Origin of the sequence: Micromonospora sp. WMMA1998 (assembly GCF_027497375.1) — a bacterium.
Lineage (GTDB): Bacteria > Actinomycetota > Actinomycetes > Mycobacteriales > Micromonosporaceae > Micromonospora > Micromonospora sediminicola.
Genome location: NZ_CP114911.1, coordinates 3,714,384 through 3,741,292, shown reverse-complemented (window position 1 = coordinate 3,741,292; position 26,909 = coordinate 3,714,384). Strand labels below are relative to the sequence as shown.

The window sequence follows — 26,909 nt, the reverse complement described above, 5'->3', positions numbered from 1 at the left end:
CAGCGGGTGCTTCGGGCGGTCGGTGAAGGTTTTCACACCTTCTTGTTTCCGGTCTGTCACCCGGGCGCATACTTGCCATCGACCGGTACCCCCTTCGAGGACTGGATCGCTGCCATGAGCGCACCGCTGCGCCCGCGGGCCACTCGCGCCCCGCTCGCCTTTCCCCGCACCCTCACCGTCGGCGTGCTCGGCGCCGGCCGGGTCGGTTCCGTGCTCGGCGCGGCCCTCGCCGCCGCCGGTCACCGCGTGGTGGCCGCCTCGGGCGGTTCCGGCGCCAGCCGGGCCCGGGTGGCGCTGCTCCTGCCGCAGACCCCGCACCGCTCCGCCGCCGCCGTGGCCCGGGCCGCCACCGACCTGCTGATCGTGGCCGTACCCGACGACGCCCTGGCCGACGTGGTCGCCGACCTGGCCGCGAGCGGCGCGCTGCGCCCCGGCCAGGTGGTCGCGCACACGTCCGGCGCGCACGGGCTGGCCGTCCTGGCCCCGGCCGCCGCGGCCGGCGCCCGGCCGCTCGCGCTGCACCCCGCGATGACCTTCACCGGTACGCCGGACGACCTGTCCCGCATCGCCGGCAGCTCCTACGGCGTGACCGCGCCGGCCGAGCTGCGCCCGTTCGCGGCCCGGTTGGTGGCCGACCTGGGCGGCGTGCCGGAGTGGGTGGGGGAGGCCGACCGGCCGCTCTACCACGCGGCGTTGGCGCACGGCGCGAACCACCTGGTCACCCTGGTCAACGAGGCGGCCGACCGGCTGCGCGACGCCGGGGTGGACCGGCCGGAGAAGGTGCTCGCCCCGCTGCTGCGGGCGGCCCTGGAGAACGCGCTGCGGCTCGGCGACGACGCGCTCACCGGCCCGGTGTCCCGGGGCGACGCGGGCACCGTACGCCGGCACCTGGACCGGCTGGCGCGGACCGCGCCGGAATCCGTGCCGGCCTACCTGGCGTTGGCCCGACGGACGGCGGACCGCGCCGTCGCGGCGGGCCGGCTGCGCCCGGCGGACGCCGCGCCGCTGCGGGACGCGCTGAACGGGATGGAGGTCGTGGCGTGAGCGCGAGGAGTGAGCCGGGCCTGCGAGCCCCGCAGTCGCGAACCGGGAGGCACTGATGGTCGAGGTGCTGCACACGCGCAAGGAGTTGGCGGCGGCCCGGGAGGGGCTGGCCGGCACCGTCGGCGTGGTGATGACCATGGGCGCGTTGCACACCGGGCACGAGACGCTGCTGCGGGCCGCCCGCGAGCGGGCCGACCACGTGCTGGTGACGATCTTCGTGAACCCGCTGCAGTTCGGCCCGAACGAGGACTTCGACCGCTACCCGCGCACGCTCGACTCCGACCTGGAGATCTGCCGGCGGGCCGGGGTGGACCTGGTGTTCGCGCCCCCGGTGAGCGAGATGTACCCGGAGGGCCAGCCGACGGTGCGCCTGAACCCGGGCCCGCTCGGCGAGGACCTGGAGGGCCTGAGCCGGCCCGGCTTCTTCCACGGCGTGCTCACCGTGGTCCTGAAGCTGCTCCAGCTCACCCGCCCCGACCTGGCCTTCTTCGGCGAGAAGGACTACCAGCAGCTCACCCTGGTGCGCCGGATGGTCCGTGACCTGGACGTGCCGACCGAGATCGTCGGAGTGTCGACCGTGCGGGAGCCGGACGGCCTGGCGCTGTCCAGCCGCAACCGCTACCTGTCGGCCGACGAGCGGCGGGCCGCGCTGAGCCTGTCCGCCGCGCTGCGCGCGGGTGTGGCGGCGGCCGAGCGGGGCGACGACGCCGGCGCGGTGCTGGCCGCCGCGCACCGGGCCTTCGACCCGGGTACGCCGGACGCCCGCCTCGACTACCTGGTGCTCACCGACACCGACCTGGAGCCCGGTCCCGTCTCCGGCCCGGCCCGGCTGTTGATCGCCGCCTGGGTCGGCGCCACCCGACTGATCGACAACACGGCGCTGCACCTCGCGCCGCGTCCCTGACCCCACCACGAATGCGGAAAGGCACCCCGATGCTCCGGACCATGCTCAAGTCGAAGATCCACCGGGCCACGGTGACCCAGGCCGACCTGCACTACGTCGGTTCGGTGACGGTGGACGAGGACCTGCTCGACGCGGCGGACCTGATCCCCGGCGAGCAGGTCGCGATCGTGGACATCACCAACGGCGCCCGGCTGGAGACGTACGTGATCCCGGGCCGGCGGGGCAGCGGCGTGATCGGCATCAACGGCGCCGCCGCGCACCTGGTGCACCCCGGTGACCTGGTCATCCTCATCTCGTACGGCCAGATGGACGACGCCGAGGCGCGCGCCTGGCAGCCCCGCGTGGTGCACGTCGACGCGGACAACAAGGTGGTCGACCTGACCGCCGACCCCACCACCGCCGCCCCCGGCACCGCCGGCGACCCCGTCCCGAACCCCCTCGCCGCCGCCCTGAACTGACCCCGCCTCCTTCGCGATCTTGCACTTGCGGCCCCCTGTTCGCCCCTTTTGAACCCTTTGCCCGCCCGGTAACTGCAAGATCAGCGGGGTGGGAGGTGGGGGCCGGCGCGGTCTGTTACCGGAAGGTCATTTTCGGCTACCCTGAGCGGACCGTCGGAATCGACGGTCGTCGGGCTGGGGGAGGCGCGATGGGCCGTACGCTGCGGAGCCTCGTCGCCGCCGTGGTCGCGACAGCGGCGCTGGTCGGGTGCGCCTCCTCGGGCGGGCTGGACGGGGACCTCACCGACGACTGGGCGCCGATGGGTCGGCCCGGTCCGTTCACCCCGGCGGCCGGGGTGTGCCAGGTCGCCGACTTCACCCCGACGGTCGGCCTGGCCGCGTACGCCCCGGTCGGCTGCGACCTGCCGCACCGGGTGGAGACCGTGCACGTCGGGGCGTTCACCGTCGGCCGGGCCACGCCGCCTCCGCTCGACTCACCCGAGCTGCGCACCGCCTTCGCCGAGTGCGACACCCGGGCCAGCGGGTTCGTCGGCGACGACTGGCGGGCCGGGCGGCTCCGGCTGGCCGTGGCGGTGCCCACCGGCGCCGGCTGGACGGCCGGCTCCCGCTGGTTCCGGTGCGACCTGACCGAGCTGAACACGGTCGAGGCGGCGGCCACCGTGGTGACCCGCACCGGCAGCCTCCGGGACGCGCTCAAGCCGCCGTCCCCGCTGCGCCTCGGCTGCCAGCGCACCGGGCAGGACCGACGGCGGGTGCAGACGCTCACCCCGGTCGACTGCGCGGTGGCGCACGACGCCGAGTTCGTCGGCGTCTGGCTCGCGCCGGACCGCCCGTACCCGAGCAGGCCGGCGGACTGGGCGCCGCTCTACGACGGCTGCTACGGCGCCGTCGCGCGTTGGACCGGCGTGCCCGCCGACCCGGTCCTGCGCTACCGCAGCGGCGTGGTGGTGCGCCCGCCCGGCGCGGCCCGCTGGGCGGTGGGCGACCGGGGCGTCCGGTGCTACCTGTGGCTCAGCGACCGCACCGTGACCGCCTCGTTGAAGGGCGCCGGCCCGGGCGGGCTGCCGCTCCGGACGAGGTAGCCGAAACCACTCGTCCCGCCCCCGTGGCCCGGAGCGAGGACGCTTCGGGTTGACTGTCCGCATGGACCTATCCCCCGTCGACCTACCGGCGCTGCCCCGGCTGCTCGCCGCGCCCGCGCCCGGTTGGGTGGAGACGACCGACGTCATCGTGGTCGGCTCCGGGGTCGCCGGGCTGACCGCCGCGCTGCACCTGCGCGAGGCCGGCCTGCACGTCACCGTCGTCACCAAGGTCGACATGGACGAGGGCTCCACCCGCTGGGCGCAGGGCGGCATCGCCGCGGTGCTGGACCCGACGGACAGCCCGGGCGCGCACGCGTACGACACGGAGGTGGCCGGCGTCGGCCTCTGCGACCCGGCCGCGGTGCGGGCGCTGGTGGAGGAGGGCCCGACCCGGCTCCGCGAGCTGATGCGGATCGGGGCGGAGTTCGACCGCAACCCGGACGGCTCGCTGATGCTCACCCGGGAGGGCGGGCACCGGGCCGACCGGATCGTGCACGCCGGCGGCGACGCCACCGGCGCCGAGGTGCAGCGGGCGCTGCACGCGGCGGTACGCCGCGACCCCTGGATCCGGCTGGTCGAGCACGCGCTGGTGCTGGACCTGCTGCGCGCGCCCGGCGACGGGCCGGGCGGCCTCGGTCCGGCCTGCGGGATCACCCTGCACGTGCTCGGTGAGGGCAGCGAGGACGGCGTCGGCGCCGTCCTCGGCCGCGCGGTGGTGCTGGCCACCGGCGGCATGGGCCAGATCTTCGCCGCCACCACCAACCCGGCGGTCTCCACCGGCGACGGGGTGGCGCTCGCGCTGCGCGCCGGCGCGGCCGTCACCGACCTGGAGTTCGTCCAGTTCCACCCGACCGCGCTGATCGTGCCGGCCGGCGGGCCGGGCGCCGGCCTGGCCCAGCAGCCGCTGGTCTCCGAGGCACTGCGGGGCGAGGGCGCCCACCTGGTCGACGGCGACGGCAAGCGGTTCATGGTCGGCCAGCACGAGCTGGCCGAGCTGGCCCCCCGCGACGTGGTGGCCAAGGGCATCCACCGGGTCCTGCTCGCCACCGGCGCGGACCACGTCTACCTGGACGCCCGGCACCTCGGCGGCGACTTCCTGGCCCGGCGGTTCCCCACCATCGTGGCGTCCTGCCTGGCCATCGGCGTGGACCCGGCGACCGACCTGATCCCGGTGGCCCCGGCCGCCCACTACGCGTCGGGCGGTGTCCGGACCGACCTGCGCGGCCGCACCTCGATCCACGGCCTGTACGCCTGCGGCGAGGTGGCCTGCACCGGGGTGCACGGCGCCAACCGGCTGGCCAGCAACTCGCTGCTGGAGGGGCTGGTCTTCTCCCGCCGGATCGCCGAGGACATCGCCGCCGGTCTGCCCGAGCAGGCCCGCCCGGCGGAGACCGGCGCCTGGGTCGGCGGGCCGGGCTGGCTGGTGCCGGCCGCGGGCACGCCGGACCTGCAACGGGCGATGACCCGGGGCGCGGGCGTGCTCCGCTCGGCGGACACGCTGGCCGGCACCGCCGCCGCGCTCACCGCGCTGGGTGCGGGTCGGGGCGTGCCGCGTACCGCCGACTGGGAGGCGACGAACCTGATCACGGTGGCGTCGACGCTGGTCGCCGCCGCCTACGCCCGGCGGGAGACCCGGGGCTGCCACTGGCGGGAGGACTTCCCGTCGGCCGACGACAGGTGGCGGGGCCACCTGGTGGCCGAGGTGGGCCCGGACGGGCGGCTCACCGAGAACTGGGAGGGTGTTTCGTGATCGAGTCGACGCGGCGGGCGCTGCGGGACGGCGGCCTGGACCCGGAGTCGGTCCGGCGGATCGTCGTCGACACCCTGGCCGAGGACCTCGGCCCGGACTTCCTCGACGTCACCAGCGTCGCCACCGTTCCGGCCGAGCAGCAGGACACGGCCGACCTGGTGGCGCGCGCGGACGGTGTGGTGGCCGGACTGCCGGTGGCGGCCGCGGTGTTCGAGCTGGCGGGCGAGGTGACCGGCGCCGGCCGTACGGTCGAGGTGTCGTTGGTGGCCCACGACGGGCAGCGGGTGGCGCGCGGTGACGTGCTGGCCACCGTGACCGGGCCGACCCGGCTGCTGCTCACCGCCGAGCGGACGGCGCTCAACCTGCTCTCCCGGATGTCCGGGGTGGCGACCCACACCCGGGCGTGGGCCGACGCGCTCGTCGGTACGAAGGCCATGGTGCTCGACACCCGTAAGACCACGCCGGGCCTGCGCGCGCTGGAGAAGTACGCGGTCCGGGCCGGCGGCGGCACCAACAAGCGGATGGGCCTCTACGACGTCGCCATGATCAAGGACAACCACAAGGTGGGCGCGGGCGGGATCGCGGCGGCGTTCCGCCGCGTCCGGGCGGCGTTCCCGGAGGTCCCGGTGCAGGTGGAGGTGGACACGCTGGCCGAGGCGGTGGAGGCGATCGAGGCGGGGGCCGAGTTCCTGCTGCTGGACAACATGACCCCGGCGCAGCTGCGCGAGGTGGTGGCCGCGGTCGGTGACCGGGCGGAGCTGGAGGCGACCGGCGGGTTGACCCTGCCGATGGCGGCCGAGTACGGCGCGACGGGTGTCGACTACCTCTCGGTCGGCGCGCTCACCCACTCGTCGCCGATCCTCGACATCGCCCTCGACCTGCGCGAGCAATGACATGATCCGGTCTTCGTTCGCGACTGCGGGGCTCGCAACCCCGGCTCACTCCTCGCGCTTCACCGTCGGCGCGAGCGCCGTCTAGGCTGCCGCTGTGCTGCTCTGCATCGACATCGGAAACACCAACACCGTGCTGGCGACCTTCGACGGCGACAAGCTGGTGCACTCCTGGCGGATCAAGACCGACGCCCGTTCCACCGCGGACGAGCTGGGCCTGATGTTCCGCGGGCTGCTGGCCGGTGACGCCGTGGAGATCACCGGGGTGGCCGCCTGCTCGACCGTGCCGGCGGCGCTGCGCTCGCTGCGCACCATGCTCGGCCGCTACTACGCGGACCTGCCCAGCGTGATCGTCGAGCCCGGCGTCCGCACCGGCGTGCAGCTCGCCATCGACAACCCGAAGGAGGTGGGCGCGGACCGGGTGGTGAACACGCTGGCCGCGTACACGCTCTACGGCGGGCCGTCGATCGTGGTGGACTTCGGCACCACCACCAACTTCGACGTGATCAGCGACCGGGGCGAGTTCCTCGGCGGGGCGTTCGCGCCCGGCATCGAGATCTCCTTCGACGCGTTGGCCGCCCGCGCCGCGCAGTTGCGCAAGGTGGAGGCCACCCGTCCCCGCTCGGTGATCGGCAAGAACACCGTCGAGTGTCTCCAGGCCGGTCTCTACTTCGGCTTCGCCGGCCAGGTCGACCGGATCGTCGAGCGGATGTCCGAGGAGTTGGGCGACGTCAGGGCGGTGATCGCCACCGGCGGCCTGGCCTCGCTGGTGCTCGGCGAGTGCCGCACCATCACCCACCACGAGCCGATGATCACCCTGATCGGCCTCCGGATGGTCTACGAGCGCAACACCTGAGGTGTAAGGAAGGGCCCCCTCTTAACGCCTCCGGTAGAGGAAGGGCCCCCTGTTAACGCCGGTGCGCCCGGAGCACGAGCGTCCGGTACGGCAGCTCGACGGTGTCCCGACCGACCAGGTCGGGGTGGTCGGCGAACAGCTCGGCCAGCCCGTCGTCGATCCGGGCCCGCTCGGCCGGCGTGGCGGTCAGCCAGTACGAGCGGGTGTGCAGCATGTTCATCACCTGGTCCGGCGTGAGCGTGGTGGCGTGCGCGAACTCGCCCACCTCGACCGGGGTGAAAGCGGGGCCGAAGTCGCCGTACCGGCCGGTCACGTCGTCGGCGGTGTCGCCGAGGTGGGCGATCCGGGTCAGCTCGGCCACCCAGGCGACCCGCTCGTCCCGGAGGTTCCACACCGGCGCGAACGTGCCGCCCGGGCGCAGCACGCGGGCGACCTCGGCGTGCGCCCGGTCCCGGTCGAACCAGTGGTAGGCCTGACCGGCCAGCACGGCGTCCGCCGCTCCGTCCGGCACCGGCACCGCCTCCGCGCTGCCGGCCAGCGCCGTCGTGTCCGGCGTGGCGGCGGCCAGCTGGGCCCGCATCCCCGGATCCGGCTCCACGGGTACTACGTGCTGCCCGAGTGCCAGCAGGCCGCGGGTGAGGATGCCGGTGCCGGCGCCGAGGTCCACCACCCGGGCCGGGGTGTCCAGTCCGTTCAGCGCCCAGCGCAGGGCCGCCTCCGGATAGCGGGGCCGGAACCGGTCGTACGCGGCGGCGGCGCCGCCGAACGAGAGCGCCGCAGTGGGGTCGGTCATGGCGGGCAGGTTATCCCGTAACGGTCCGCAATTCGCTTGAGTACGCTCATGGGCTGACCCCGCCGTTGGTTCCCGAGGCCTGAGGAAGCGTGCCGTGACCGAGCAGAACGCCCTGCCCACCGACCCCGCCGACGACCTTCCCGAGCAGATGAAGGTCCGCCGGGAGAAGCGGGACCGGATGCTCGCCGAGGGGGTCGAGCCGTACCCGGTCGGCTTCCCGCGGACGACCACGCTCGCGCGGCTCCGCGGGCGCTACGCCGAGCTGCCCACCGACACCGCCACCGGGGACCGGGCCTCGGTCACCGGCCGGGTGATCTTCATCCGCAACACCGGCAAGCTCTGCTTCGCCACCCTGCGCGACGGCGACGGCACCGAGCTCCAGGCGATGCTGTCGCTGGACCGGGTCGGCGCGGAGCGGCTGGCCGACTGGAAGCGACTGGTCGACCTGGGTGACCACGTCGGTGTGACCGGCGAGGTGATCACGAGCCGGCGCGGCGAGCTGTCGGTGCTGGCCGACGAGTGGGCGGTCACCGCCAAGGCGCTGCGCCCGCTGCCGGTGGCGCACAAGCCGCTCAGCGAGGAGGCCCGGGTCCGCCAGCGGTACGTGGACCTCGTGGTGCGGCCGCAGGCCCGGCAGATGGTGCGCACCCGGGCCACCGCGGTGCGCAGCCTGCGGGACACCCTGCACGGGCAGGACTTCATCGAGGTCGAGACGCCGATGCTGCAGTTGCTGCACGGGGGCGCGACGGCCCGCCCATTCGTGACCCACAGCAATGCGCTCGACACCGATCTGTATCTGCGAATCGCGCCGGAACTGTTTCTCAAGCGCGCGGTGGTCGGCGGCGTCGACCGCGTCTTCGAGATCAACCGCAACTTCCGTAATGAGGGCATCGACTCCTCGCACTCGCCGGAGTTCGCGATGCTGGAGACCTACCAGGCGTACGGCGACTACGACACGATGGCGGAGCTGACGAGAAATCTCGTGCAGCAGGCCGCTGTCGCGGTCGCCGGCTCCACGGTGGTGACGCACGCCGACGGCCGGGAGTTCGATCTGGGCGGCGAGTGGCGGTCGGTGACGCTGTTCGGTGTTCTTTCCGAAGCGCTCGGTGAGGAGGTCACCGTCCGCACGGAAAGGTCACGCCTGGTCGAGTACGCGGACAAGGTCGGTCTCTCCGTCGACCCGAAGTGGGGGCCGGGCAAGCTCGCGGAGGAGTTGTTCGAGGAACTGGTGGTGCCGTCCCTGCAGGCGCCCACGTTCGTGCGCGACTACCCGGAGGAGACCAGCCCGCTGACCCGGGCGCACCGCAGCGAGCCGGGCCTGGCCGAGAAGTGGGACCTCTACGTGCTCGGATTCGAGCTGGGCACCGCCTACTCGGAGCTGGTCGACCCGGTCGTGCAGCGGGAGCGGCTGGTGGCCCAGGCGCAGCTCGCGGCGCGCGGCGACGACGAGGCGATGCGACTCGACGAGGACTTTCTCCGGGCCATGGAGTACGGAATGCCGCCGGCCGGTGGTATGGGAATGGGAATCGACCGGCTCCTGATGGCCTTGACCGGCCTGGGAATTCGGGAAACCATCCTGTTCCCGTTGGTCCGGCCCGAGTAGGGGCGCAAACCTTCTCCGGCTCGTTACCCGGTCCTATTGACGGAGCAAGCATCGGGCGGGTTATCGTGCTTGCGAGTATTCGCAGGAGCGTGACCCTGCTCGAAAGGAATGTGGGACGTGGCCAAGCAGATCATTCACAAGCTGGTCGATGACCTGGACGGCGGGGACGCTGACGAGACTGTCAAGTTCGCGCTCGACGGCGTGCAGTACGAGATCGACCTCTCCGCCTCCAACGCTGAAAAATTGCGCGACGTATTCGCGCCGTACATCGCGCACGGCACGCGGGTGGGTCGTGGGGGTGTGGTCGTGGGCGGCCGGGCCGCGCGCGGTCGGGGTGGCGCCACCGCCGACCGTGAGCAGAACCGTGCCATCCGCGAGTGGGCCAAGAAGGCCGGCAAGGACATCTCCGACCGGGGCCGGATCCCGCAGGAGATCGTGGACGAGTACCACGCGAAGGCGGGGCACTGACCCCGACCCTCGCGAGACGGGCGACCCGACGCCGGACCGGAGTGCGACTCCGGGCCGGCGTCGCCTTTTGCGCCCTGGGGTGCCGCGTGTCCGGTTCCGGGCCGACCCCGCGCCGGGGGGAAGAAAACCCCGTCCGGACCGGTTGTCCACAGGCGGTGGAGATTCCGTCCACAGGCTGTGGACGACCGTGGCGGGCGCGTACACCCCGCCCGAACCCCCCGACCGGGACTTTCCGCCGCCGGTCGAATTTCGCTCTGCGCGTACAGGTAGGGGTCCCGGAACACCTCCTGAGCGTGGACGGTTGTCAGAAACGACGTCGGAACGGTCATTCGCGGGGACACACGACCTCAGCGGAGACGGTCCGCGGCGATAGAGTAAGGAGGCACGGACGCCGTCCCGGACGTCCGCGCACCGGCCCCGCCGAGATCTGACCATCAAGGCGCACGGCACGTGAGGAGCACGAGGGCATGTTCGAGCGGTTCACCGACCGAGCGCGACGGGTTGTCGTCCTGGCCCAAGAAGAGGCCCGGATGCTCAACCACAACTACATCGGTACGGAGCACATCCTGCTGGGCCTCATCCACGAGGGTGAGGGCGTCGCCGCCAAGGCTCTGGAGAGCCTGGGCATCTCCCTGGAGGGCGTGCGCCAGCAGGTCGAGGAGATCATCGGCCAGGGCCAGCAGGCGCCGAGCGGGCACATCCCGTTCACGCCGCGGGCCAAGAAGGTGCTGGAGCTGTCGCTGCGCGAGGCGCTGCAGCTCGGCCACAACTACATCGGCACCGAGCACATCCTGCTCGGCCTGATCCGCGAGGGCGAGGGCGTCGCCGCCCAGGTGCTGGTCAAGCTCGGCGCCGACCTGAACCGGGTCCGCCAGCAGGTGATCCAGCTCCTCTCCGGCTACCAGGGCAAGGAGCCCGCCGCGGCCGGCGCCGCGCCGGGTGAGGCCGCGCCGTCGACCAGCCTGGTGCTGGACCAGTTCGGCCGCAACCTGACCCAGGCCGCCCGTGAGGGCAAGCTCGACCCGGTCATCGGGCGCGAGAAGGAGATCGAGCGGGTCATGCAGGTGCTGTCCCGCCGCACCAAGAACAACCCGGTGCTGATCGGCGAGCCGGGCGTCGGCAAGACCGCCGTGGTCGAGGGGCTGTCCCAGAAGATCATCAAGGGCGAGGTGCCCGAGACGCTCAAGGACAAGCAGCTCTACACGCTCGACCTCGGCGCCCTGGTGGCCGGCTCCCGCTACCGCGGTGACTTCGAGGAGCGCCTGAAGAAGGTGCTCAAGGAGATCCGCACCCGCGGTGACATCATCCTGTTCATCGACGAGATCCACACCCTGGTGGGTGCGGGCGCGGCCGAGGGCGCGATCGACGCCGCCAGCATCCTCAAGCCGATGCTGGCCCGTGGCGAGCTGCAGACCATCGGCGCCACCACCCTCGACGAATACCGCAAGCACCTGGAGAAGGACGCCGCCCTCGAGCGCCGCTTCCAGCCGATCCAGGTGGGTGAGCCCTCGCTGGCGCACACCATCGAGATCCTCAAGGGCCTGCGGGACCGCTACGAGGCGCACCACCGGGTGAGCATCACCGACGCGGCCCTCGTCGCGGCGGCCACCCTGGCCGACCGCTACATCTCCGACCGCTTCCTGCCGGACAAGGCGATCGACCTGATCGACGAGGCCGGCGCGCGGATGCGGATCCGCCGGATGACCGCGCCGCCGGACCTGCGCGACTTCGACGAGCGCATCGCGCAGGTGCGTCGTGACAAGGAGTCCGCGATCGACGCGCAGGACTTCGAGCGGGCCGCGCAACTCCGCGACAAGGAGAAGCAGCTCCTCGGCCAGAAGGCGCAGCGGGAGAAGGAGTGGAAGGCCGGTGACCTGGACGTCGTCAGCGAGGTCGACGACGAGCAGATCGCCGAGGTGCTCGGCAACTGGACCGGCATCCCGGTCTACAAGCTGACCGAGGAGGAGACCTCGCGCCTGCTGCGCATGGAGGACGAGCTGCACAAGCGCGTCATCGGCCAGGAGGACGCGGTCAAGGCGGTCTCAAAGGCGATCCGGCGCACCCGGGCCGGCCTGAAGGACCCGAAGCGCCCGTCCGGCTCGTTCATCTTCGCCGGCCCGTCCGGTGTCGGTAAGACCGAGCTGTCCAAGGCGCTTGCCGAGTTCCTCTTCGGCAGCGAGGACGCGCTGATCCAGCTGGACATGTCCGAGTTCCACGACCGCTACACGGTCTCCCGGCTGGTGGGTGCCCCTCCCGGCTACGTCGGCTACGACGAGGGCGGCCAGCTGACCGAGAAGGTGCGTCGCCGGCCGTTCTCGGTGGTCCTGTTCGACGAGATCGAGAAGGCCCACCCGGATGTGTTCAACACGCTCCTGCAGATCCTGGAGGACGGGCGCCTGACCGACGGCCAGGGCCGGATCGTGGACTTCAAGAACACGGTCATCATCCTGACCACCAACCTCGGTACCCGTGACGTCGCGAAGGCGGTGTCGTTGGGCTTCCAGGCCTCTGAGGACTCCGAGTCGAACTACGACCGGATGAAGCAGAAGGTCAACGACGAGCTCAAGCAGCACTTCCGGCCCGAGTTCCTGAACCGGATCGACGACACCATCGTCTTCCACCAGCTGCGCGAGAACGAGATCCTCTCGATCGTCGACATCATGATCCAGCGGATCGAGGGCCAGCTGCGCAACAAGGACATGGGTCTGGAGCTGACCGACAACGCCAAGAAGTACCTGGCGAAGAAGGGCTTCGACCCGGTGCTGGGCGCGCGGCCGCTGCGTCGCACGATCCAGCGCGACATCGAGGACAACCTCTCCGAGCGGATCCTGTTCAACGAGCTGACCCCGGGTCAGATCGTGGTGGTGGACTGCGAGGGCGACCCCGAGAACATCGACAAGTCCAAGCTCGTCTTCCGGGGCGCGGACCGGCCGGACGCCGTGCCGGACGCGGTCCCGGCGGACCTCGGCGGCACCGCCGCCACCGGCGCGGACGACGCCGCCTGATCCGGGCGGAACATCGAGGGCGGCGGCCCCGGCTGGCGAAAGCCACCGGGGCCGCCGCCTTTCCCATGCCCACTGCACCTCGCTACCGGCGCCGCCTGCCCGCACGCCCGCTCTCCCGCCCACCCTCGCCCTGTTGATCATGAAGTTGACCGCACGTGGCGTCCGATTTGTCGCCGCTAACTTCATGATCGACGGGGCGGGCCCCGCGCGGAGCGCGGGGCGGGGCGGGGGGCGGGGCGTGGGGCGGGGCGTCAGAGGAGGGGGACGGCGGGGCCGTCGCCGGCCAGGCGGAAGGACTCCTCGCCCGCCGGCTCCACCAGGCCGTCGGTCACCAGGCCGGCCAGGGCGCGGGCCCGCTGCACGTCGTCCGGCCAGACCTGGTCCAGCCGCTGGTGCGGCACCGGACCGGTGGCGTCCCGGAGCACCGCGAGGAGCAGCCCGCGTACCTGGCGGTCGGTGCCGGCGTAGCGCTGCGGGCGGCGGGTCGGGCCGGCCGGCGCCGCCTGTCCGGACGCCCGCCAGGCACAGTTCGACTCGACCGGGCAGATCGCGCAGCGGGGCGCGCGGGCGGTGCAGACCACCGCGCCGAGTTCCATGAAGGCCGCGCTGGCCAGGGCGGCGGCGGCCGGCTCGACCGGCAGCAGCTCCTCGGTGGCGACCAGGTCGGCCGGGCGGGTGGTCGGTCCGGCGTCGGGTTCGCCGGCGATCGCCCGGCACACCACCCGCCGGACGTTCGTGTCCACCACCGGGTGGCGCTGCCCGTACGCGAACGCCGCCACCGCCCGGGCCGTGTACGTGCCCACACCGGGCAGCGCCAGCAGCTGGTCCAGCCGGTCGGGCACCACGCCGCCGTGCCGTTCCACGACGGCCACCGCGCACTCGCGCAGGCGTAACGCCCGACGGGGGTAGCCGAGCCGGCCCCACATCCGGATCGCCTCGGCCGGGGTGTCCTCCGCCAGCGCGCGCGGCTCCGGCCACCGGGCCAGCCACGCCTCCCAAGCCGGCACCACCCGGACCACCGGGGTCTGCTGGAGCATGACCTCACTGACCAGGATCGCCCAGGCGCCGATGCCGGGCCGGCGCCACGGCAGGTCGCGGGCGTTGCGCTCGTACCAGCGGCTGACCTGGGCGGCGAAGGTGGGCTCAGTCATGGCGCTGACGATGATGTCACGGGCGAAGATCCCGCTGGTTGGGCGACCCGGGTGGGCCGGCGCGGCCGATCATGGACGGCGGGGCAGAATGTCCGAATGAACGAGCTCGCGATCACCGTCATCGGCCGGGACCGGCCGGGCATCGTCGCCGACGTCGCGGAGGTCCTCGCCCGGCTGGGCGCGAACCTCACCGACTCGACGATGACCCGGTTGCGGGGACACTTCGCGATGACCCTGATCTGTGTCGGCCCGGCCGCCGCCGACGTGGAGGCCGCGCTGGCCCCGCTCGCCGCCGACGGGCACCTGCTGGCCACCGTACGCGCGGTGACGCCGGACGGCGGCAGCACGGCCGCCGGCGAGCCGTACGTGCTGGCGGTGCACGGCGCGGACCGGATGGGCATCGTCGCGGCGATGACCCGGGTGCTGGCCGACGCGGGCGGCAACGTGACCGATCTGAGCACCCGGCTCACCGGATCGCTCTACGTGGTGGTCGCCGAGGTCGAGCTGCCGCCGGGCAGCGCGGACGAGGTGGCCGGCCGGCTCACCCGCGCCGCCGCGGAGCTGGGCGTCGGGGTCAGCCTGCGCCCGGCGGACACGGACCTGCTGTGACCGCCGAGGAGTACGCCGGGTTGGGCGGCTGGACGCCGGAGAAGCTGGGCGTCCCCGGCGAGGTACGCCCCGTGGTGGCCGCCCCGGAGCCGGTGCTGAGCCGGCCGGGCCCGGCGGTCGACCCGACCTCGCCCGAGGTGGTGCGGCTCGCCGCCGACCTGGTGGCCACGATGCGGGTCTCGCCGGGCTGTGTGGGCCTGGCGGCACCGCAGGTCGGGGTGGGCGCCCAGGTGTTCGCGGTGGACGTGACCGGCCATCCGAAGGCGGTCACCGTGCACGGCACGTTCGTGCTGTGCAACGCCCGGGTGGTGGAGGCGACCCGCTGGAAGGCCGGTCGCGAGGGCTGCATGTCGGTGCCGGATCTGACCGGGGACGTGAAGCGGGCGAGTCGCCTGGTGGTGGAGGGGGCGCTGCCGGGCAGCGGCGAGCCGGTGCGACTGGTCACCGACGGCTTCGAGGCGCGCGCGCTCCAGCACGAGATCGACCACTGCGCCGGGCTGCTCTTTCTCGACCGGGTGGCCGGGGCGCACGCCGTCTACCAGCGCCAGGTCTATCTCTGACCGGGAGTGGTCCGGCGACGGCGCTCGGTGAACATTGGTTTCCACTGTGGACGCTTCAGGCCGGGCGGCGCGGTGTCACCGGCGCGTCGGACCCGCGCGTCGCGCACCGCGCGGATACGGTAGGCGCATCATGCGTCTGACGGTCGGCCCCCTGCCCCCCGCCGTGTACTGGCGGCGTCGTGCCGTCGTGCTCGGTGCGGGGCTGCTCTTCCTGATTGTCCTGCTCTATTCCTGCACCGGCCCGGACCGCAACACCGGCACGCCGTCCGGCAACCCGTCGCCCAGCGGCACCGCGGGCGCGGCCCCGGGCCCGTCGGGCTCGGTGCTGAGCCCGCAGTCGGGCAGCCCGTCGCCGACACCGGGCGCCTCGGGCGACACCGGCTCGGACGGCGGGGGCACGAGCAGCGGCGGCACGAGCGACGGGGGCGGCTCGGGCACGGGCGACGGCGGGGCGTCCGGGCAACCGGTCTCCGACGACGGCACCTGCGCCGACTCCGAACTGCTGGTGACGCCGGTGGCGGTGCCGGCCAGCGCCCAGCGGGGCACGGTGGTCACCCTGCGCCTGAAGGTCAAGAACGTCTCGGACCGCACGTGCAGCCGGGACGTCGGCGCCAAGGTCCAGGAGCTGTACATCAAGGCGGGCGCGGAGAAGATCTGGTCGTCGGACACCTGCGGCACCGCCAACGAGTCGGACGTGCAGTCGTTCACGCCAGACTTCGAGCGCGCCTACCAGCTGGGGTGGAACGGCCGGCTCGACAATCGGTGCGCGGGCGGGTTGGCCAACGGCGAGTACGCGCCGATCGGCACGTACCAGGTCTTCGCCCGGGTGGGCACCAGGATCAGCGAGCCGGTGAAGCTGACCGTCACCGGCTGAGCCGGGTCAGACGTAACGCTCCAGGATGGACGCCTCGGCGAGCCGGGACAGCCCCTCGCGGACGCCCCGGGCGCGGGCGTCGCCCACGCCCTCGACCGCCTGGAGGTCCTCCACGGTGGCGCCGAGGAGCCGCTGGAGGCTGCCGAAGTGCACGACCAGTCGGTCGACCACGGCCGCCGGCAGTCGGGGCACCTTGGCCAGCAGGCGGAACCCGCGCGGGCTGACCGCCGCGTCGAGCGCGTCGGAGGCGGACGGGTAGCCGATCGCCTTCGCCACCGCCACCAGGTCGATCAGCTCGGTGGCGGTGAGCAGGTCGAGTTCGACGAGCGCCTCGTCGAGGGTGCGCGACTTGCGGCCGACGGGCAGGTAGTCGCGGATGACCAGGGTGCGGTCGGCGTCCACGCCGGCCATCAGCTCGTCGAGCTGGAGTGCCAGCAGCCGGCCGTCGGTGCCCAGCTCGACCACGTAGCCGGCGATCTCGTCGGCGATCCGCCGGACCATCTCCAGCCGCTGCACCACGGCCACCGCGTCGCGGACGGTGACCAGATCCTCGATCTCCAGCGCGGAGAGGGTGCCGGAGACCTCGTCCAGCCGCAGCTTGTAGCGCTCCAGCGTGGCCAGGGCCTGGTTGGCCCGGGACAGGATCGCCGCCGAGTCGTCGAGCACGTGCCGCTGGCCGTTGACGTAGAGGCTGATGATCCGCATCGACTGGCTGACCGAGATGACCGGGTAGCCGGTCTGCCGGGCCACCCGCTCGGCGGTGCGGTGCCGGGTGCCGGACTCCTCGGTGGGGATGGACGGGTCGGGCATCAGGTGCACGCCGGCCTGGACGATCCGGGTGCCGTCGCTGGAGAGGACCACGGCGCCGTCCATCTTGCACAGCTCGCGGACCCGGGTGGCGGAGAACTCGACGTCCATCGGGAAGCCGCCGGTGCAGATCTGCTCGACCACCTTGTCGTAGCCGAGCACGATGAGCGCGCCCGTGCGGCCGCGCAGGATCCGCTCCAGGCCGTCCCGGAGCGCGGTGCCCGGCGCCATGAGGGCGAGATTGGCCCGCAGTGGGTCGCCACCGGCCCCACCGACGCTCCCGGTGACGGTCACGCTGATGGCGGCACGGGCGGGGTTTCCGCTCACGGCGCCGGTGCGGGCGTGCGGCGTCGCCGTTGCGGGCTTGGTGGCATCGCGGTCGATCGGCACGGGCACAGTCTACGGACTGCGGTGCGGTGGGTGCTCTCGTGGTTACTGTGATGTGTCACGATGCCCGGCTCCGGCGGTCGCCGCCCGCCTGCGCGACCTGTCCGATTCGCCCGACCGCTCCCGCCCCAGCGCTACCCACCGTCACTCCGCCGACGCCCGGGCGGCAGCCTGGAGCGCGGCGCGCACGTCCGTGACCTCGATCACGCGCATGTTCTCCGGGGCGACGCCGCTGCTGCCCGGGCCGCAGCCGGGCGGCACCAGGGCCAGCCGGAAGCCCAGCCGGGCGGCCTCGGCCAACCGTCGGGGGACCGCGCCGACCCGGCGCACCTCGCCGGTCAGCCCGACCTCACCGATGGCGACCAGGTGCGCGTTGAGCGCCAGGTTGAGCCCGCCGGATGCGACGGCGAGCGCCACGGCCAGGTCGGCCGCCGGCTCGACCACCCGGATGCCGCCGACCGTGGCGGCGAAGACCTCCCGGTCGTGCAGCGTCAGCCGCTCGGTGCGCCGCTGGAGCACCGCGAGCACCATGGCCAGCCGGGCGCCGTCGAGACCCGAGACGGTGCGCCGGGGCGAACCGGCGACGGTGGCCCCGATCAGCGCCTGCACCTCGGTGACCAGCGCCCGCCGCCCCTCCATCGCCACTGTCACGCAGGTGCCCGGCACCGGCTCGGAATAGCGGGTCAGGAAGAGGCCGGACGGGTCGGCGAGGCTGCTGATGCCGCCCTCGTGCATCTCGAAGCAGCCAACCTCGTCGGCCGCGCCGAACCGGTTCTTCACGCCGCGCACCATCCGCAGCGAGGAGTGCTTGTCGCCCTCGAAGTGCAGCACCACGTCGACCAGGTGCTCCAGCACCCGCGGGCCGGCCACCTGGCCGTCCTTGGTGACGTGCCCGACCAGCACGGTGGCGATGCCCCGCTCCTTGGCCACCGCGACCAGCGCCGCGGTGACCGCGCGCACCTGGGTGACCCCGCCGGGCACGCCCTCGGTGCCGGTGGTGGAGATGGTCTGCACCGAGTCGAGCACCAGCAGCCCCGGCTTGACCGCGTCGAGGTGGCCGAGCACCGCCGACAGGTCACTCTCGGCGGCCAGGTAGAGCTGGTCGTGCAGGGTGCCCATCCGCTCGGCGCGCAGCCGCACCTGGCTGACCGACTCCTCGCCGCTGACCACGAGCGACGGGCTGCCCGCGCCGGCGGCCCACTGCTGGGCCACGTCGAGCAGCAGGGTGGACTTGCCGACGCCGGGCTCGCCGGCCAGCAGCACCACCGCACCGGGGACCAGCCCGCCGCCGAGCACCCGGTCGAGCTCGCTGACCCCGGTCGGCCGGGCGCGGGCCGGAGCGGCGCTGATGGTGGCGATCGGCCGGGCCGGCTCGGCCGGCATCCGGGAGCTGACCACCCGGCCGGAGACCAGCGGGCCGGTGACGGTGCATTCGACCACCGAGCCCCACTCGCCGCACTCGGGGCACCGGCCCACCCACTTCGGCGGCTGGTGACCGCACGCGTCGCACTCGTAGGCCGGGCGGGGTTCGCGGGCGGCGGCGCGACCGCGGCCGGCGCCGGCACGGGGGGAGGTCGATCGGGGCGAGGTCACCACAGGACGCTAACCGGACGGTACGACGAAAGCCCACCGCAGACGGCGACACCGCCGGCGTGGCGCTGGCCACGAACGGCGGTGTCGGCGGAACGGAGGGCGTCAGCCGTGGCTCTCGCCCTCGACGCCACCCTCTTCGCCGGCGTGCTCGCGCGGGTTGACGATCGCGGACGGCTCGGCCGCGGGGGTCAGCGGGACGCCGATCGGCGCCGGGGTCTTGATCACCTTGCCGCCGCCGAAGTCGAAGGTCAGGTTGACCTGCTGGCCGACGAGCAGCTTCTGGTTCAGGCCGACCAGCTGGAGGAACTGCGGGTTGCCGCTGTTCAGCTGGGCGTAGGAGAGAGCCGGGATCTCGATCCGGGCCGGCTGCCCGGCGGGCGTCGACTCGCTCTCCGACGGCGACGGGCTGGCCGAGGCGGACTCGCCGGCCGACGGCGAGCCGGTGACGTCGAGCGACTGGCTGGGCGAGGCGCTCGGGTCGGCGGCGGTCGGCGAGGCCGAGGCCGGCTCGGTCGGCGAGCCGGTCGGGGTGGCCGCGCCGCTGGACCCGGCGCCGCCGGTGAGCAGGATCTCGCGGGCGCTGTCGGTGGTGACGGTCACGGTCACCGGGGCCTGGCTGTCGTTGTAGATCACGACGTTGAGCGGCGCGGTCGCGCCCGCCTCGTAGCCCTTCGGCCCCGGGAACTGCACGTAGAGCCCGCGCACCTTGTAGAGGTTGTCGGAGGTCTGGACGTTGACGCCCTGTACCGACGGGATCTTGTTGGCGGTCTCGGCGATCTGCCCGGCGCCGCACCCGGACAGCAGCAGGCTCGCCGCCGCCGTGCCGGCCAGCAGCAGGGCCGGCCCCCGGGAACCCCTGATCGAGCGCGTCACGTCGGTCCTCCTCGTCACGATCCCCGCCCGGTCGACCCCCGGGCACGGGGTGGCCATACCCGCGCAGACCGCGCTCCAGGGTAGTTGGAGCTGATCGAGGCCCGCACGCGGACCCGGCAATGCCCCCCGCGCAGGGGACTTCTCAGACCACCCGGCCGTTCGCCACCAGCAGCACCACATCGATCAACGCCACCACCAGCACCGCCCGGAAGGCGGTGACGGGCCGGTCACCGGCCCGGGCGGCGGCGCGTCCGGCGTACCAACCGAGGGCCGGCACCGCGACGGCGGCGGCGACCGCCGACAGGCCGGTCCACGACGGCGGCCCGGGTGGTCCGAACACCAGCGCGACGGTGGCCGCGAGGAGCAGCCCGGCGGCGGCCAGCCGGCTGCCCCCGGACCCCAGCCGGTGCGGCAGTCCGCGCACGCCGGTCCGGGCGTCGTCGGCCAGGTCCGGCAGGACGTTCGCGAAGTGCGCCCCGGCGCCCAGCAGCGCGGCGGCGGCCACCAGCCAGGCCGGTGGCGCGGGCGAGCCGGGCAGGGCCAGCACCACGAAGGCGGGCAGCGCGCCGAACGAGACCGCGTAGGGCAGCACCGACACCGGCGTCGACTTCAGCGGCCGGTTGTAGAGCAGCGCGGAAACCAGTCCCAGGGTGGCGCACGCGGCCGCGGCCGGTCCGCCGGCCAGCGCCAGCAGCGGGGTGGCGACCGCGGCCACCGCGGTGGCGCGGGCCAGCGTCGGGCGGGCGACCGCGCCGGTGGTCACCGGCTTGTCGGTACGCCCCACCGTGGCGTCCCGCTCGGCGTCGATCAGGTCGTTGCTCCAGCCCACCGCGAGTTGGCTGGCCAGCACCGTCAACGCCACCACGGCGACGCCGACGGCGGAGTGCCCGACGCCGGCCGCGAGCAGCGCGGCGACCACGACGACCGCCGCCGCCGGCTCCGGATGGCTCGCCCTGACCAGCCCTAACACCCGCGTCGACATAAGGGAAGTCTGGTCGTTACCGGGGAGTCGTGCCACGCTCGGACCATGCCAGAAGCGTCCCCGGTGTCCACACCGCACCGGGTGCTGCCGCCGAACGACCCCCGGCAGTACGACGACCTGGCCGGGGAGTGGTGGCGGCCGGACGGCGCGTTCGCGATGCTGCACTGGCTGGCCCGCGCCCGCGCGGCCCTGGTGCCGCCCGCGTCCACCCCGGACGACCTGCTGGTCGACCTCGGCTGCGGAGCCGGGCTGCTGGCGCCGCACCTGGTCGGGAAGGGCTACCGGCACGTCGGGGTGGACCTGACCCGCTCCGCGCTCGACCAGGCCGCCGCGCACGGCGTGACGGTGCTCCAGGGCGACGCCACCGCCGTGCCCCTGGCCGACGGCTGCGCCGCCGTGGTCTCCGCCGGCGAGCTGCTGGAGCACGTGCCGGACTGGCGTCGGGCGGTGGCCGAGGCGTGCCGCCTGCTGCGCCCCGGCGGCCTGCTGGTGCTCGACACGCTCAACGACACGCTGCTGGCCCGGCTGGTCGCGGTGGAGGTGGGCGAGCGGCTGCCCACCGTGCCGCGCGGAATCCACGACCCACGGTTGTTCGTGGACGCCCGCGCGCTGGTCGCCGAGTGCGCCCGGCACGGCGTGTCGCTGCGGCTGCGCGGGGTCCGGCCGGAGCTGGGCGGCACGCTGGCCTGGCTGCTGCGCCGGTGGCGCGGCGGTGACCGTCCGGCCCGGACGGAGCCGCGCATCGTGCCGACCCGGTCCACCGCCGTGCTCTATCAGGGCAGGGGGCGCCGGAGCGGGTAGCCGGGACGGCCCGGGGTAAAGGGACGCCGAGAAGGGGGCGACATGAGTGTGCACGCGCTGGAGGCGGCCCGCCGGTTGGCGCCGCGACTGGCCGCCCGCGCGGCCGAGCACGACCGGGACGGCTCGTTCCCGGTGGACGACTTCGCCGACCTCCGGGCGGCCGGCCTGTTCGGGCTGATGGTGCCGCAGGCGCTGGGCGGCCGGGGCGCCAGCTTCGCCGAGTACGCGGCGGTCGCCACCGAGTTGGCCCGGGGCAACGGCGCGACCGCGCTGGTGTTCAACATGCACGCCTCGGTCACCGGGGCGCTGGGCGCGGTCACCGAGGAACTGGCCGAGGCGCTCGGCGTACCGGACGAGGCGCTGGCCGCCCGCGACCGGCTGCTGCGCGCGGCGGCCGACGGGTCCTGGTACGCGGTGGCGATGAGCGAACGCGGCGCCGGCGCGCGACTGTCCCAGCTCAGCACGGTCTACGAGCCGGTGGACGGCGGCTGGCACATCAAGGGCAGCAAGACGTTCTGCTCCGGCGCCGGCCATCCGGACGGCTACCTGGTGGCCGCCCGCAGCGCCACCGACCAGTCGGTGGTCTCCCAGTTCCTGGTCCCGGCGGGCGAGGGCATCACGGTCGAGCCCACCTGGGACTCGCTGGGCATGCGGGCCACCTCCTCGCACGACCTGCATCTGGACGTGACGGTCCCGGCCGACCGACTGCTCGGCGGGGTCGAGGGGCTGGCCCTGGTGGTCGCCCAGCTCATGCCGCACTGGCTGGTGGCCAGCTACGCGGCCGTCTACGTGGGGGTGGCGCGGGCCGCCATCGAGGCCGCCGCCGAGCACCTGAACGCCCGCAACCTGGCCGGTCTGCCGGCGGTCCGGGCCCGACTGGGCCGGGCGGACGCGGCCGCCGCCGCCGCCGAGCTGGTGGTCGCCGAGGCGGCCCGCCGGGTCGACGAGGCCCCCGGCGACGCGGAGACGAACCGCTGGGTGTGGCGCGCCAAGCTGCTGGCCGGTACCACGGCGGCCGAGGTGGCGGCGTCCATGCTGGAGGCCGCGGGCACCTCGGCGACCCGCCGGGGCCACCCGCTGGAGCGGCTCTACCGGGACGCCCGCTGCGGCTCGCTGCACCCGGCCACGTCCGACGTCTGCGCCGACTGGCTCGGCATCGCGGCGCTCGGCGGCGACCCGGACCGCGACGGCTCGACCCCTCGCTGGTGAGCGCGAGGAGTGAGCCGGGGTTGCGAGCCCCGCAGTCGCGAACGAAGGACGGCCCGGTGAGCGCGAGGAGTGAGCCGGGGTTGCGAGCCCCGCAGTCGCGAACGAAGGACGGCCCGGTGAGCGCGAGGAGTGAGCCGGGGTTGCGAGCCCCGCAGTCGCGAACGAAGGACGGCCCGCTGAGCGCGAGGGCTGACGGATCCGAGAGGTGGGGGACGTGGACGTACCGGTGATCGCGGGCCTGGGTGTTGCGCAGCCGCCGGCCGCCGCGCAGGACGAGCTGTGGTCGGGCTTCTTCGCGCGGCACTTCTCCGGGACCACCCGGGCGCTGGCCGAACGGATCTTCGCGAACTCCGGGGTGACCCGCCGGCAGGCGGCGGTGAACCCGCTCCTGGAGGACGTCTCGGAGTGGCCGACCGAACGGCGGATGCGCCGCTACCAGGTCGAGGCGCTGCCGCTGGGCAAGGAGGCGGTGGGGCGCGCGCTCACCGCGGCCGGCCTGGACGCCTCCGACGTCGGCCTGTTCGTGGTCTGCTCCTGCACCGGGTACGCGACCCCGGGGCTGGACATCCTGCTCGCCCGGGACCTCGGCATGGCCCCGGGCACGCAGCGCATGTTCGTCGGGCACATGGGCTGCTACGCGGCGCTGCCCGGGCTCGGCGCGGCGAGCGACTTCGTCACCGCCCGGGGTCGGCCCGCGCTGCTGCTCTGCGCGGAGCTGACCAGCCTGCACATTCAGCCGCCGGGCGCCCGGGTGGACACCCAGCAGATCGTCTCGCACGCGCTCTTCTCCGACGCCGCGGTCGCCGCCGTGGTCGTGCCCGGCGGTCGGGGGTACGCGCTGCGCGAGGTCACCTCGATCACCGACACCTCCACGGCCGACCACATGACCTGGGACGTCACCGACACCGGCTTCCGGATGGGCCTGTCGCCGAAGGTGCCGCAGGTGCTGTCCCGCTACGTCCGAGACCTGGTCGACGACCTGCTGGCCCGGCACGGGTGCGAGCGTTCCGAGGTGGACGGCTGGGCGGTGCACCCGGGCGGCCCGCGGATCCTCAACGTGGTGGAACGTGAGCTGGACCTGCCACCCACGGCGCTGGCCGCGTCCCGGGAGACGCTGGCCGAGCACGGCAACTGCTCGTCGCCGACGGTGCTGCTGATCCTGGACCGGCTGTGCCGTGCGCAGCACCCGCCCCGGCGGGTGGTGATGCTGGCGTTCGGCCCCGGGCTGACGCTCTACGCGGCACTGCTCGAACGGGCGGGCTGACGGACCGCCGTCGCGTCGATAGCCTGGCGGGCATGGCCTCCGAGGAGCGGACCCGGCTGGCGCTGCTGGCCGGCCTGACGGTGCTGGCGTTGGCCCTCGGCACGTGGTGGTGGCGGTCCACGGCGCCCTGGGTCGGCGCGACCCCGGGCGGGTCCGCCGACGACCTCGTCCGGTCCCGCGTCGATGCCGCGACCGAAAAGGACTGGCCGGAACCGTCGAGCAGATCGGACGCGACGGTGGTCGCGGTCGATCCCCGGTCCGGCGAGCTGCGCTCCGATCCGGACCGCTCGCTGATCATCCAGGTGGAACCCGACGGGGCGGCGCGTCCGCTCCAGGTTTCGCACGTGGTGTGGCGGGAGACGTCCCGGCTGACGCCCGGCGGGTCGCCGCTCGTCCGGCAGGCGAACCCGTCGCAGGGCGACAAGTACCGGCTGTCGGTGGGCTGCTCCGGCGACGGGACCGTCACCGTGGGGTTGTCCGGTACGCAGTCCGGCGATGTCGAGCGGGTGCTGCGCTGCGGTGGGCGGCTGGACATCCCGTTGTTGGACGGCAACGGCACACCGATGATGGTGCGGTTCGCCGTTCTGCGGGGTCAGGCCACGCTCGACGCCCGGCTGGAGGCGCTCTACTGAGCCCGCCTCAGCCGCCGAGCCGGACCAGGTCGTCCCGGTAGTCGGTCGCCGGGCCCAGCTCCGGCACCAGCCGCACCAGCGTGCCCCGCCGGTCCACCAGCAGCGCGGCGGCGGTGCCGGGGTGGGCGACGAGGTGCAGGTAGGACCGCAGCCCGCCGGCCGGGTCGCCGAGGGGGCGTACGCCGGGGACGGTGGCGGGGCCGGCGCTGCGGCCCTCGGTCACGGTCACCACGGTGACCCCGGGCGGTGCGACGGCGGCCGCCGTGCCGACCTGGTCGGCGCAGGTGCAGGCGTCGACCAGGATGATCATGGCGGGCAGCAGGCTGCGCAGCGGCACCGGCGTGTCGTCGCCGCCGACCAGGTCGAGCGCGGGGAGCGGGCCGACCGCCAACGGCGTGGCGGTGGTCCGGGGCAGCACGGTCGGGGCGCCGGAGCGGTTGGACCGGGGCCAGGTGACGGCCGCCAGGCCGGCGAGCGTGACCAGCACCGAGACCAGCAGCGCGAGTGCCGGGAGCCCGATCCGGACCGGGCCGGGCCGGGGCGCGCGCCGGGGGTCGCGGTGCAGCTCCCGGCGAACCTGCCGGGCCTCGTCGGCCAGCGCGGAGGCATCGTCGGGGACGACCACCCGGCCCCACTCCGGCGGGAGCCCGGGCAGCCCGTCCGGCGGCCCCTGGCCGTCTGCGTCAGGCACGCCCATCGGACCCCCAGGAACGTCTCGGTGAGCGGACGTCGCGTCCTCCACCAGCGTCCCGCACCGGGGGCCGTACCGCCACACCTGGGCGCGAGTGGAGTTACGGAGCTACCATGGAAGGAGCGCATTGCCCTAGATCTGGACGCTCCCGTCACCCGTACCGGGTTGTCATCTGTTCGTCACGGAGCGTGTTGAAACCATCGACTTGACCGCCTGTCAAGCCGAAGAAATACCTCTCACAGGGCCCCTGAGCTGCGCCAACGGTCAGGACAGCGGTGAGACATCGCTGCCTGAGCGTGTTACCCTAGACACAGCGAAAGGGGTTTCGAACCTATGGTTTTCAGTGTCGGCGAGACCGTTGTTTACCCCCACCACGGGGCCGCACTCATCGAGGCAATCGAGACTCGGGTCATCAAGGGCGAGCCCAGGGAATACCTCGTCCTGAGGGTCGCGCAGGGTGACCTGACGGTCCGGGTGCCCGCCGAGAACGCCGAGATCGTGGGTGTGCGCGAAGTGGTCGGCGAAGAGGGCCTGGGCAAGGTCTTCGACGTGCTCCGTGCACCGCACACCGAGGAGCCGACCAACTGGTCGCGGCGTTACAAGGCGAATCTGGAGAAGCTGGCCTCCGGCAACCCGCTGAAGGTGGCCGAGGTCGTCCGCGACCTGTGGCGCCGGGAGCGGGAGCGGGGCCTGTCGGCGGGCGAGAAGCGCATGCTCGCCAAGGCCCGTGACATCCTCGTGGGCGAGGTCGCACTGGCCGAGAAGAGCACCAAGGACGAGGCCGAGACTCTGCTCGACAAGGTGCTGACCGAGGCCTGATCCACACCTCTGCCTCTACCCGTCCCGCAGCGAACGAATCCGAGGACCGCGACGTGACCGCGCAGCTCAATCCGCGCGGTGACGTCGCGGTCCTCGTTCCTGCGGCCGGTGCCGGGGTACGCCTCGGTCCCGGCGCCCCGAAGGCGCTCCGGCTGCTCGCCGGCGAGCCGCTCCTCGTGCACGCCGTACGCCGGATCGCCGCCGCACCCTCGGTGCACACGATCGTGGTGGCCGCGCCGGCCGCCGACGTCGAGTCGGTGCGGGCGATGCTCGGCACGGTCGCGCCGGTGACCGTGGTGCCGGGAGGCGCCGAGCGCCAGGCTTCCGTGGCGGCCTCGCTCGCCGCCGTCCCCACCGGGCCGGAGATCGTCCTGGTGCACGACGCGGCCCGCGCGCTGACCCCGCCCGACCTGGTCGAGTCGGTGGCCGCGGCGGTCCGCGACGGGCACGACGCGGTGATCCCGGTGCTGGCGGTGGTCGACACGATCAAGGAGGTCGACGTCGCCGAACGGGTGCTCGGCACGGTCGACCGGTCCGCGTTGCGGGCGGTGCAGACGCCCCAGGGCTTCCGCCGGTCGGTGCTGACCGCCGCGCACGGGGCCGCCGGAGATCCGCTCACCGACGACGCCGGCCTGGTGGAGAAGCAGGGCGTCGCGGTGGTCTGCGTACCCGGTTCCGAGCTGGCCCTGAAGATCACCCGCCCCTTCGACCTGGCCCTGGCCGAACACCTCCTGACCCTCACCTGACTGCGATCCTGGCAGGAAACGGCCCTATGCGGGCCATTCGCTTCCACGATTTCTCCCT

At 73.7% G+C, this 26,909-nt stretch carries 26 protein-coding genes; 19 read left to right on the top strand and 7 right to left on the bottom strand.

Annotation, left to right across the window (positions count from 1 at the left end; translation table 11 throughout):
- Positions 1–114 precede the first annotated feature (114 nt).
- The 7 genes from O7600_RS16880 to O7600_RS16850 all read left to right on the top strand — a co-directional run bounded on the left by O7600_RS16880 (position 115) and on the right by O7600_RS16850 (position 6,984).
- Positions 115–1,044: a Rossmann-like and DUF2520 domain-containing protein gene (locus O7600_RS16880; protein ID WP_281588514.1), complete on the top strand. Its 930-nt coding sequence runs from the start codon at positions 115–117 to the stop codon at positions 1,042–1,044.
- Positions 1,045–1,099: 55 nt separating this feature from the next.
- Positions 1,100–1,948, top strand: coding sequence for a pantoate--beta-alanine ligase (gene panC, locus O7600_RS16875; protein ID WP_281588512.1), 849 nt, complete (start codon positions 1,100–1,102; stop codon positions 1,946–1,948).
- 29 nt (positions 1,949–1,977) lie between these two features.
- Positions 1,978–2,406 carry an aspartate 1-decarboxylase gene (panD, locus tag O7600_RS16870; protein ID WP_091568676.1) on the top strand — a complete coding sequence of 143 codons (429 nt, stop codon included), beginning with the start codon at positions 1,978–1,980 and terminating at the stop codon, positions 2,404–2,406.
- A gap of 188 nt (positions 2,407–2,594) precedes the next feature.
- A complete protein-coding gene (locus O7600_RS16865) occupies positions 2,595–3,488 on the top strand; it encodes a septum formation family protein (protein ID WP_281588509.1) in 894 nt (297 codons plus the stop codon).
- Positions 3,489–3,549: 61 nt separating this feature from the next.
- Positions 3,550–5,238: an L-aspartate oxidase gene (locus O7600_RS16860; RefSeq protein WP_281588507.1), complete on the top strand. Its 1,689-nt coding sequence runs from the start codon at positions 3,550–3,552 to the stop codon at positions 5,236–5,238.
- Positions 5,235–6,131, top strand: a complete 897-nt coding sequence (nadC, locus tag O7600_RS16855; RefSeq protein ID WP_281588505.1) for a carboxylating nicotinate-nucleotide diphosphorylase — start codon at positions 5,235–5,237, stop codon at positions 6,129–6,131. The genes O7600_RS16860 and nadC overlap by 4 nt, the downstream gene beginning before the upstream one ends.
- A gap of 94 nt (positions 6,132–6,225) precedes the next feature.
- On the top strand, positions 6,226–6,984 hold the full coding sequence (locus O7600_RS16850) for a type III pantothenate kinase (RefSeq protein ID WP_099163401.1): 759 nt from the start codon (positions 6,226–6,228) through the stop codon (positions 6,982–6,984).
- A gap of 52 nt (positions 6,985–7,036) precedes the next feature.
- Here the strand turns inward: O7600_RS16850 and O7600_RS16845 are convergent, their stop codons facing one another.
- Positions 7,037–7,777 carry a class I SAM-dependent methyltransferase gene (locus tag O7600_RS16845; RefSeq protein WP_281588502.1) on the bottom strand — a complete coding sequence of 247 codons (741 nt, stop codon included), beginning with the start codon at positions 7,775–7,777 and terminating at the stop codon, positions 7,037–7,039.
- Positions 7,778–7,871: 94 nt separating this feature from the next.
- On the opposite strand from O7600_RS16845, the gene lysS reads away from it, so the two are divergent.
- The 3 genes from lysS (at position 7,872) to O7600_RS16830 (ending at position 12,853) form a co-directional block, all read left to right on the top strand.
- Entirely contained in the window at positions 7,872–9,380 is a 1,509-nt protein-coding gene (gene lysS, locus O7600_RS16840; RefSeq protein ID WP_281588500.1) for a lysine--tRNA ligase, read from the top strand.
- 117 nt (positions 9,381–9,497) lie between these two features.
- Positions 9,498–9,848, top strand: a complete 351-nt coding sequence (locus O7600_RS16835) for an Lsr2 family protein (RefSeq protein WP_172967898.1) — start codon at positions 9,498–9,500, stop codon at positions 9,846–9,848.
- 467 nt (positions 9,849–10,315) lie between these two features.
- On the top strand, positions 10,316–12,853 hold the full coding sequence (locus O7600_RS16830) for an ATP-dependent Clp protease ATP-binding subunit (protein WP_091568696.1): 2,538 nt from the start codon (positions 10,316–10,318) through the stop codon (positions 12,851–12,853).
- Positions 12,854–13,104: 251 nt separating this feature from the next.
- Here O7600_RS16830 and O7600_RS16825 read toward each other — a convergent pair whose 3' ends face one another.
- The gene (locus tag O7600_RS16825) at positions 13,105–14,004 is read right to left on the bottom strand and encodes an A/G-specific adenine glycosylase (protein ID WP_281588497.1); all 900 of its coding nucleotides are present in this window, start codon (positions 14,002–14,004) and stop codon (positions 13,105–13,107) included.
- Positions 14,005–14,100: 96 nt separating this feature from the next.
- On the opposite strand from O7600_RS16825, the gene O7600_RS16820 reads away from it, so the two are divergent.
- The 3 genes from O7600_RS16820 (at position 14,101) to O7600_RS16810 (ending at position 16,047) form a co-directional block, all read left to right on the top strand.
- Positions 14,101–14,613 carry an ACT domain-containing protein gene (locus tag O7600_RS16820; protein WP_091568702.1) on the top strand — a complete coding sequence of 171 codons (513 nt, stop codon included), beginning with the start codon at positions 14,101–14,103 and terminating at the stop codon, positions 14,611–14,613.
- A complete protein-coding gene (locus O7600_RS16815) occupies positions 14,610–15,173 on the top strand; it encodes a peptide deformylase (protein WP_281588495.1) in 564 nt (187 codons plus the stop codon). Before O7600_RS16820 ends, O7600_RS16815 begins: the two co-directional genes overlap by 4 nt.
- 130 nt (positions 15,174–15,303) lie before the next feature.
- On the top strand, positions 15,304–16,047 hold the full coding sequence (locus tag O7600_RS16810; RefSeq protein WP_281588493.1) for a hypothetical protein: 744 nt from the start codon (positions 15,304–15,306) through the stop codon (positions 16,045–16,047).
- 6 nt (positions 16,048–16,053) lie between these two features.
- Here O7600_RS16810 and disA read toward each other — a convergent pair whose 3' ends face one another.
- The 4 genes from disA to O7600_RS16790 all read right to left on the bottom strand — a co-directional run bounded on the left by disA (position 16,054) and on the right by O7600_RS16790 (position 20,689).
- Entirely contained in the window at positions 16,054–17,244 is a 1,191-nt protein-coding gene (gene disA / locus O7600_RS16805; protein WP_091576858.1) for a DNA integrity scanning diadenylate cyclase DisA, read from the bottom strand.
- Positions 17,245–17,385: 141 nt separating this feature from the next.
- Entirely contained in the window at positions 17,386–18,834 is a 1,449-nt protein-coding gene (radA, locus tag O7600_RS16800) for a DNA repair protein RadA (protein WP_281588490.1), read from the bottom strand.
- Positions 18,835–18,936: 102 nt separating this feature from the next.
- A complete protein-coding gene (locus O7600_RS16795) occupies positions 18,937–19,707 on the bottom strand; it encodes a hypothetical protein (RefSeq protein ID WP_281588488.1) in 771 nt (256 codons plus the stop codon).
- A 142-nt stretch (positions 19,708–19,849) separates the two neighbouring features.
- Entirely contained in the window at positions 19,850–20,689 is an 840-nt protein-coding gene (locus O7600_RS16790) for a UbiA family prenyltransferase (RefSeq protein ID WP_281588486.1), read from the bottom strand.
- 45 nt (positions 20,690–20,734) lie between these two features.
- Between O7600_RS16790 and O7600_RS16785 the strand changes: the two genes are divergently transcribed.
- From O7600_RS16785 to O7600_RS16770, 4 genes are all read left to right on the top strand, one after another.
- Complete coding sequence (locus O7600_RS16785; RefSeq protein WP_091568718.1) at positions 20,735–21,490, top strand: methyltransferase domain-containing protein; 756 nt, start codon at positions 20,735–20,737, stop codon at positions 21,488–21,490.
- Between the two features lie 42 nt (positions 21,491–21,532).
- Positions 21,533–22,699 (top strand): acyl-CoA dehydrogenase family protein, encoded by a 1,167-nt coding sequence (locus tag O7600_RS16780; RefSeq protein ID WP_281588483.1) that lies wholly within the window; start codon positions 21,533–21,535, stop codon positions 22,697–22,699.
- Between the two features lie 205 nt (positions 22,700–22,904).
- On the top strand, positions 22,905–23,963 hold the full coding sequence (locus O7600_RS16775; protein WP_281588481.1) for a type III polyketide synthase: 1,059 nt from the start codon (positions 22,905–22,907) through the stop codon (positions 23,961–23,963).
- A gap of 32 nt (positions 23,964–23,995) precedes the next feature.
- Positions 23,996–24,595: a hypothetical protein gene (locus tag O7600_RS16770; protein WP_281588479.1), complete on the top strand. Its 600-nt coding sequence runs from the start codon at positions 23,996–23,998 to the stop codon at positions 24,593–24,595.
- 7 nt (positions 24,596–24,602) lie between these two features.
- On the opposite strand, the gene O7600_RS16765 is transcribed toward O7600_RS16770, so the two are convergent.
- Complete coding sequence (locus O7600_RS16765; RefSeq protein WP_281588476.1) at positions 24,603–25,292, bottom strand: hypothetical protein; 690 nt, start codon at positions 25,290–25,292, stop codon at positions 24,603–24,605.
- 327 nt (positions 25,293–25,619) lie between these two features.
- On the opposite strand from O7600_RS16765, the gene O7600_RS16760 reads away from it, so the two are divergent.
- Positions 25,620–26,105 carry a CarD family transcriptional regulator gene (locus tag O7600_RS16760; RefSeq protein ID WP_013288937.1) on the top strand — a complete coding sequence of 162 codons (486 nt, stop codon included), beginning with the start codon at positions 25,620–25,622 and terminating at the stop codon, positions 26,103–26,105.
- 53 nt (positions 26,106–26,158) lie between these two features.
- Positions 26,159–26,851: a 2-C-methyl-D-erythritol 4-phosphate cytidylyltransferase gene (ispD, locus tag O7600_RS16755; protein ID WP_281588474.1), complete on the top strand. Its 693-nt coding sequence runs from the start codon at positions 26,159–26,161 to the stop codon at positions 26,849–26,851.
- The last annotated feature ends 58 nt before the right edge of the window (positions 26,852–26,909 follow it).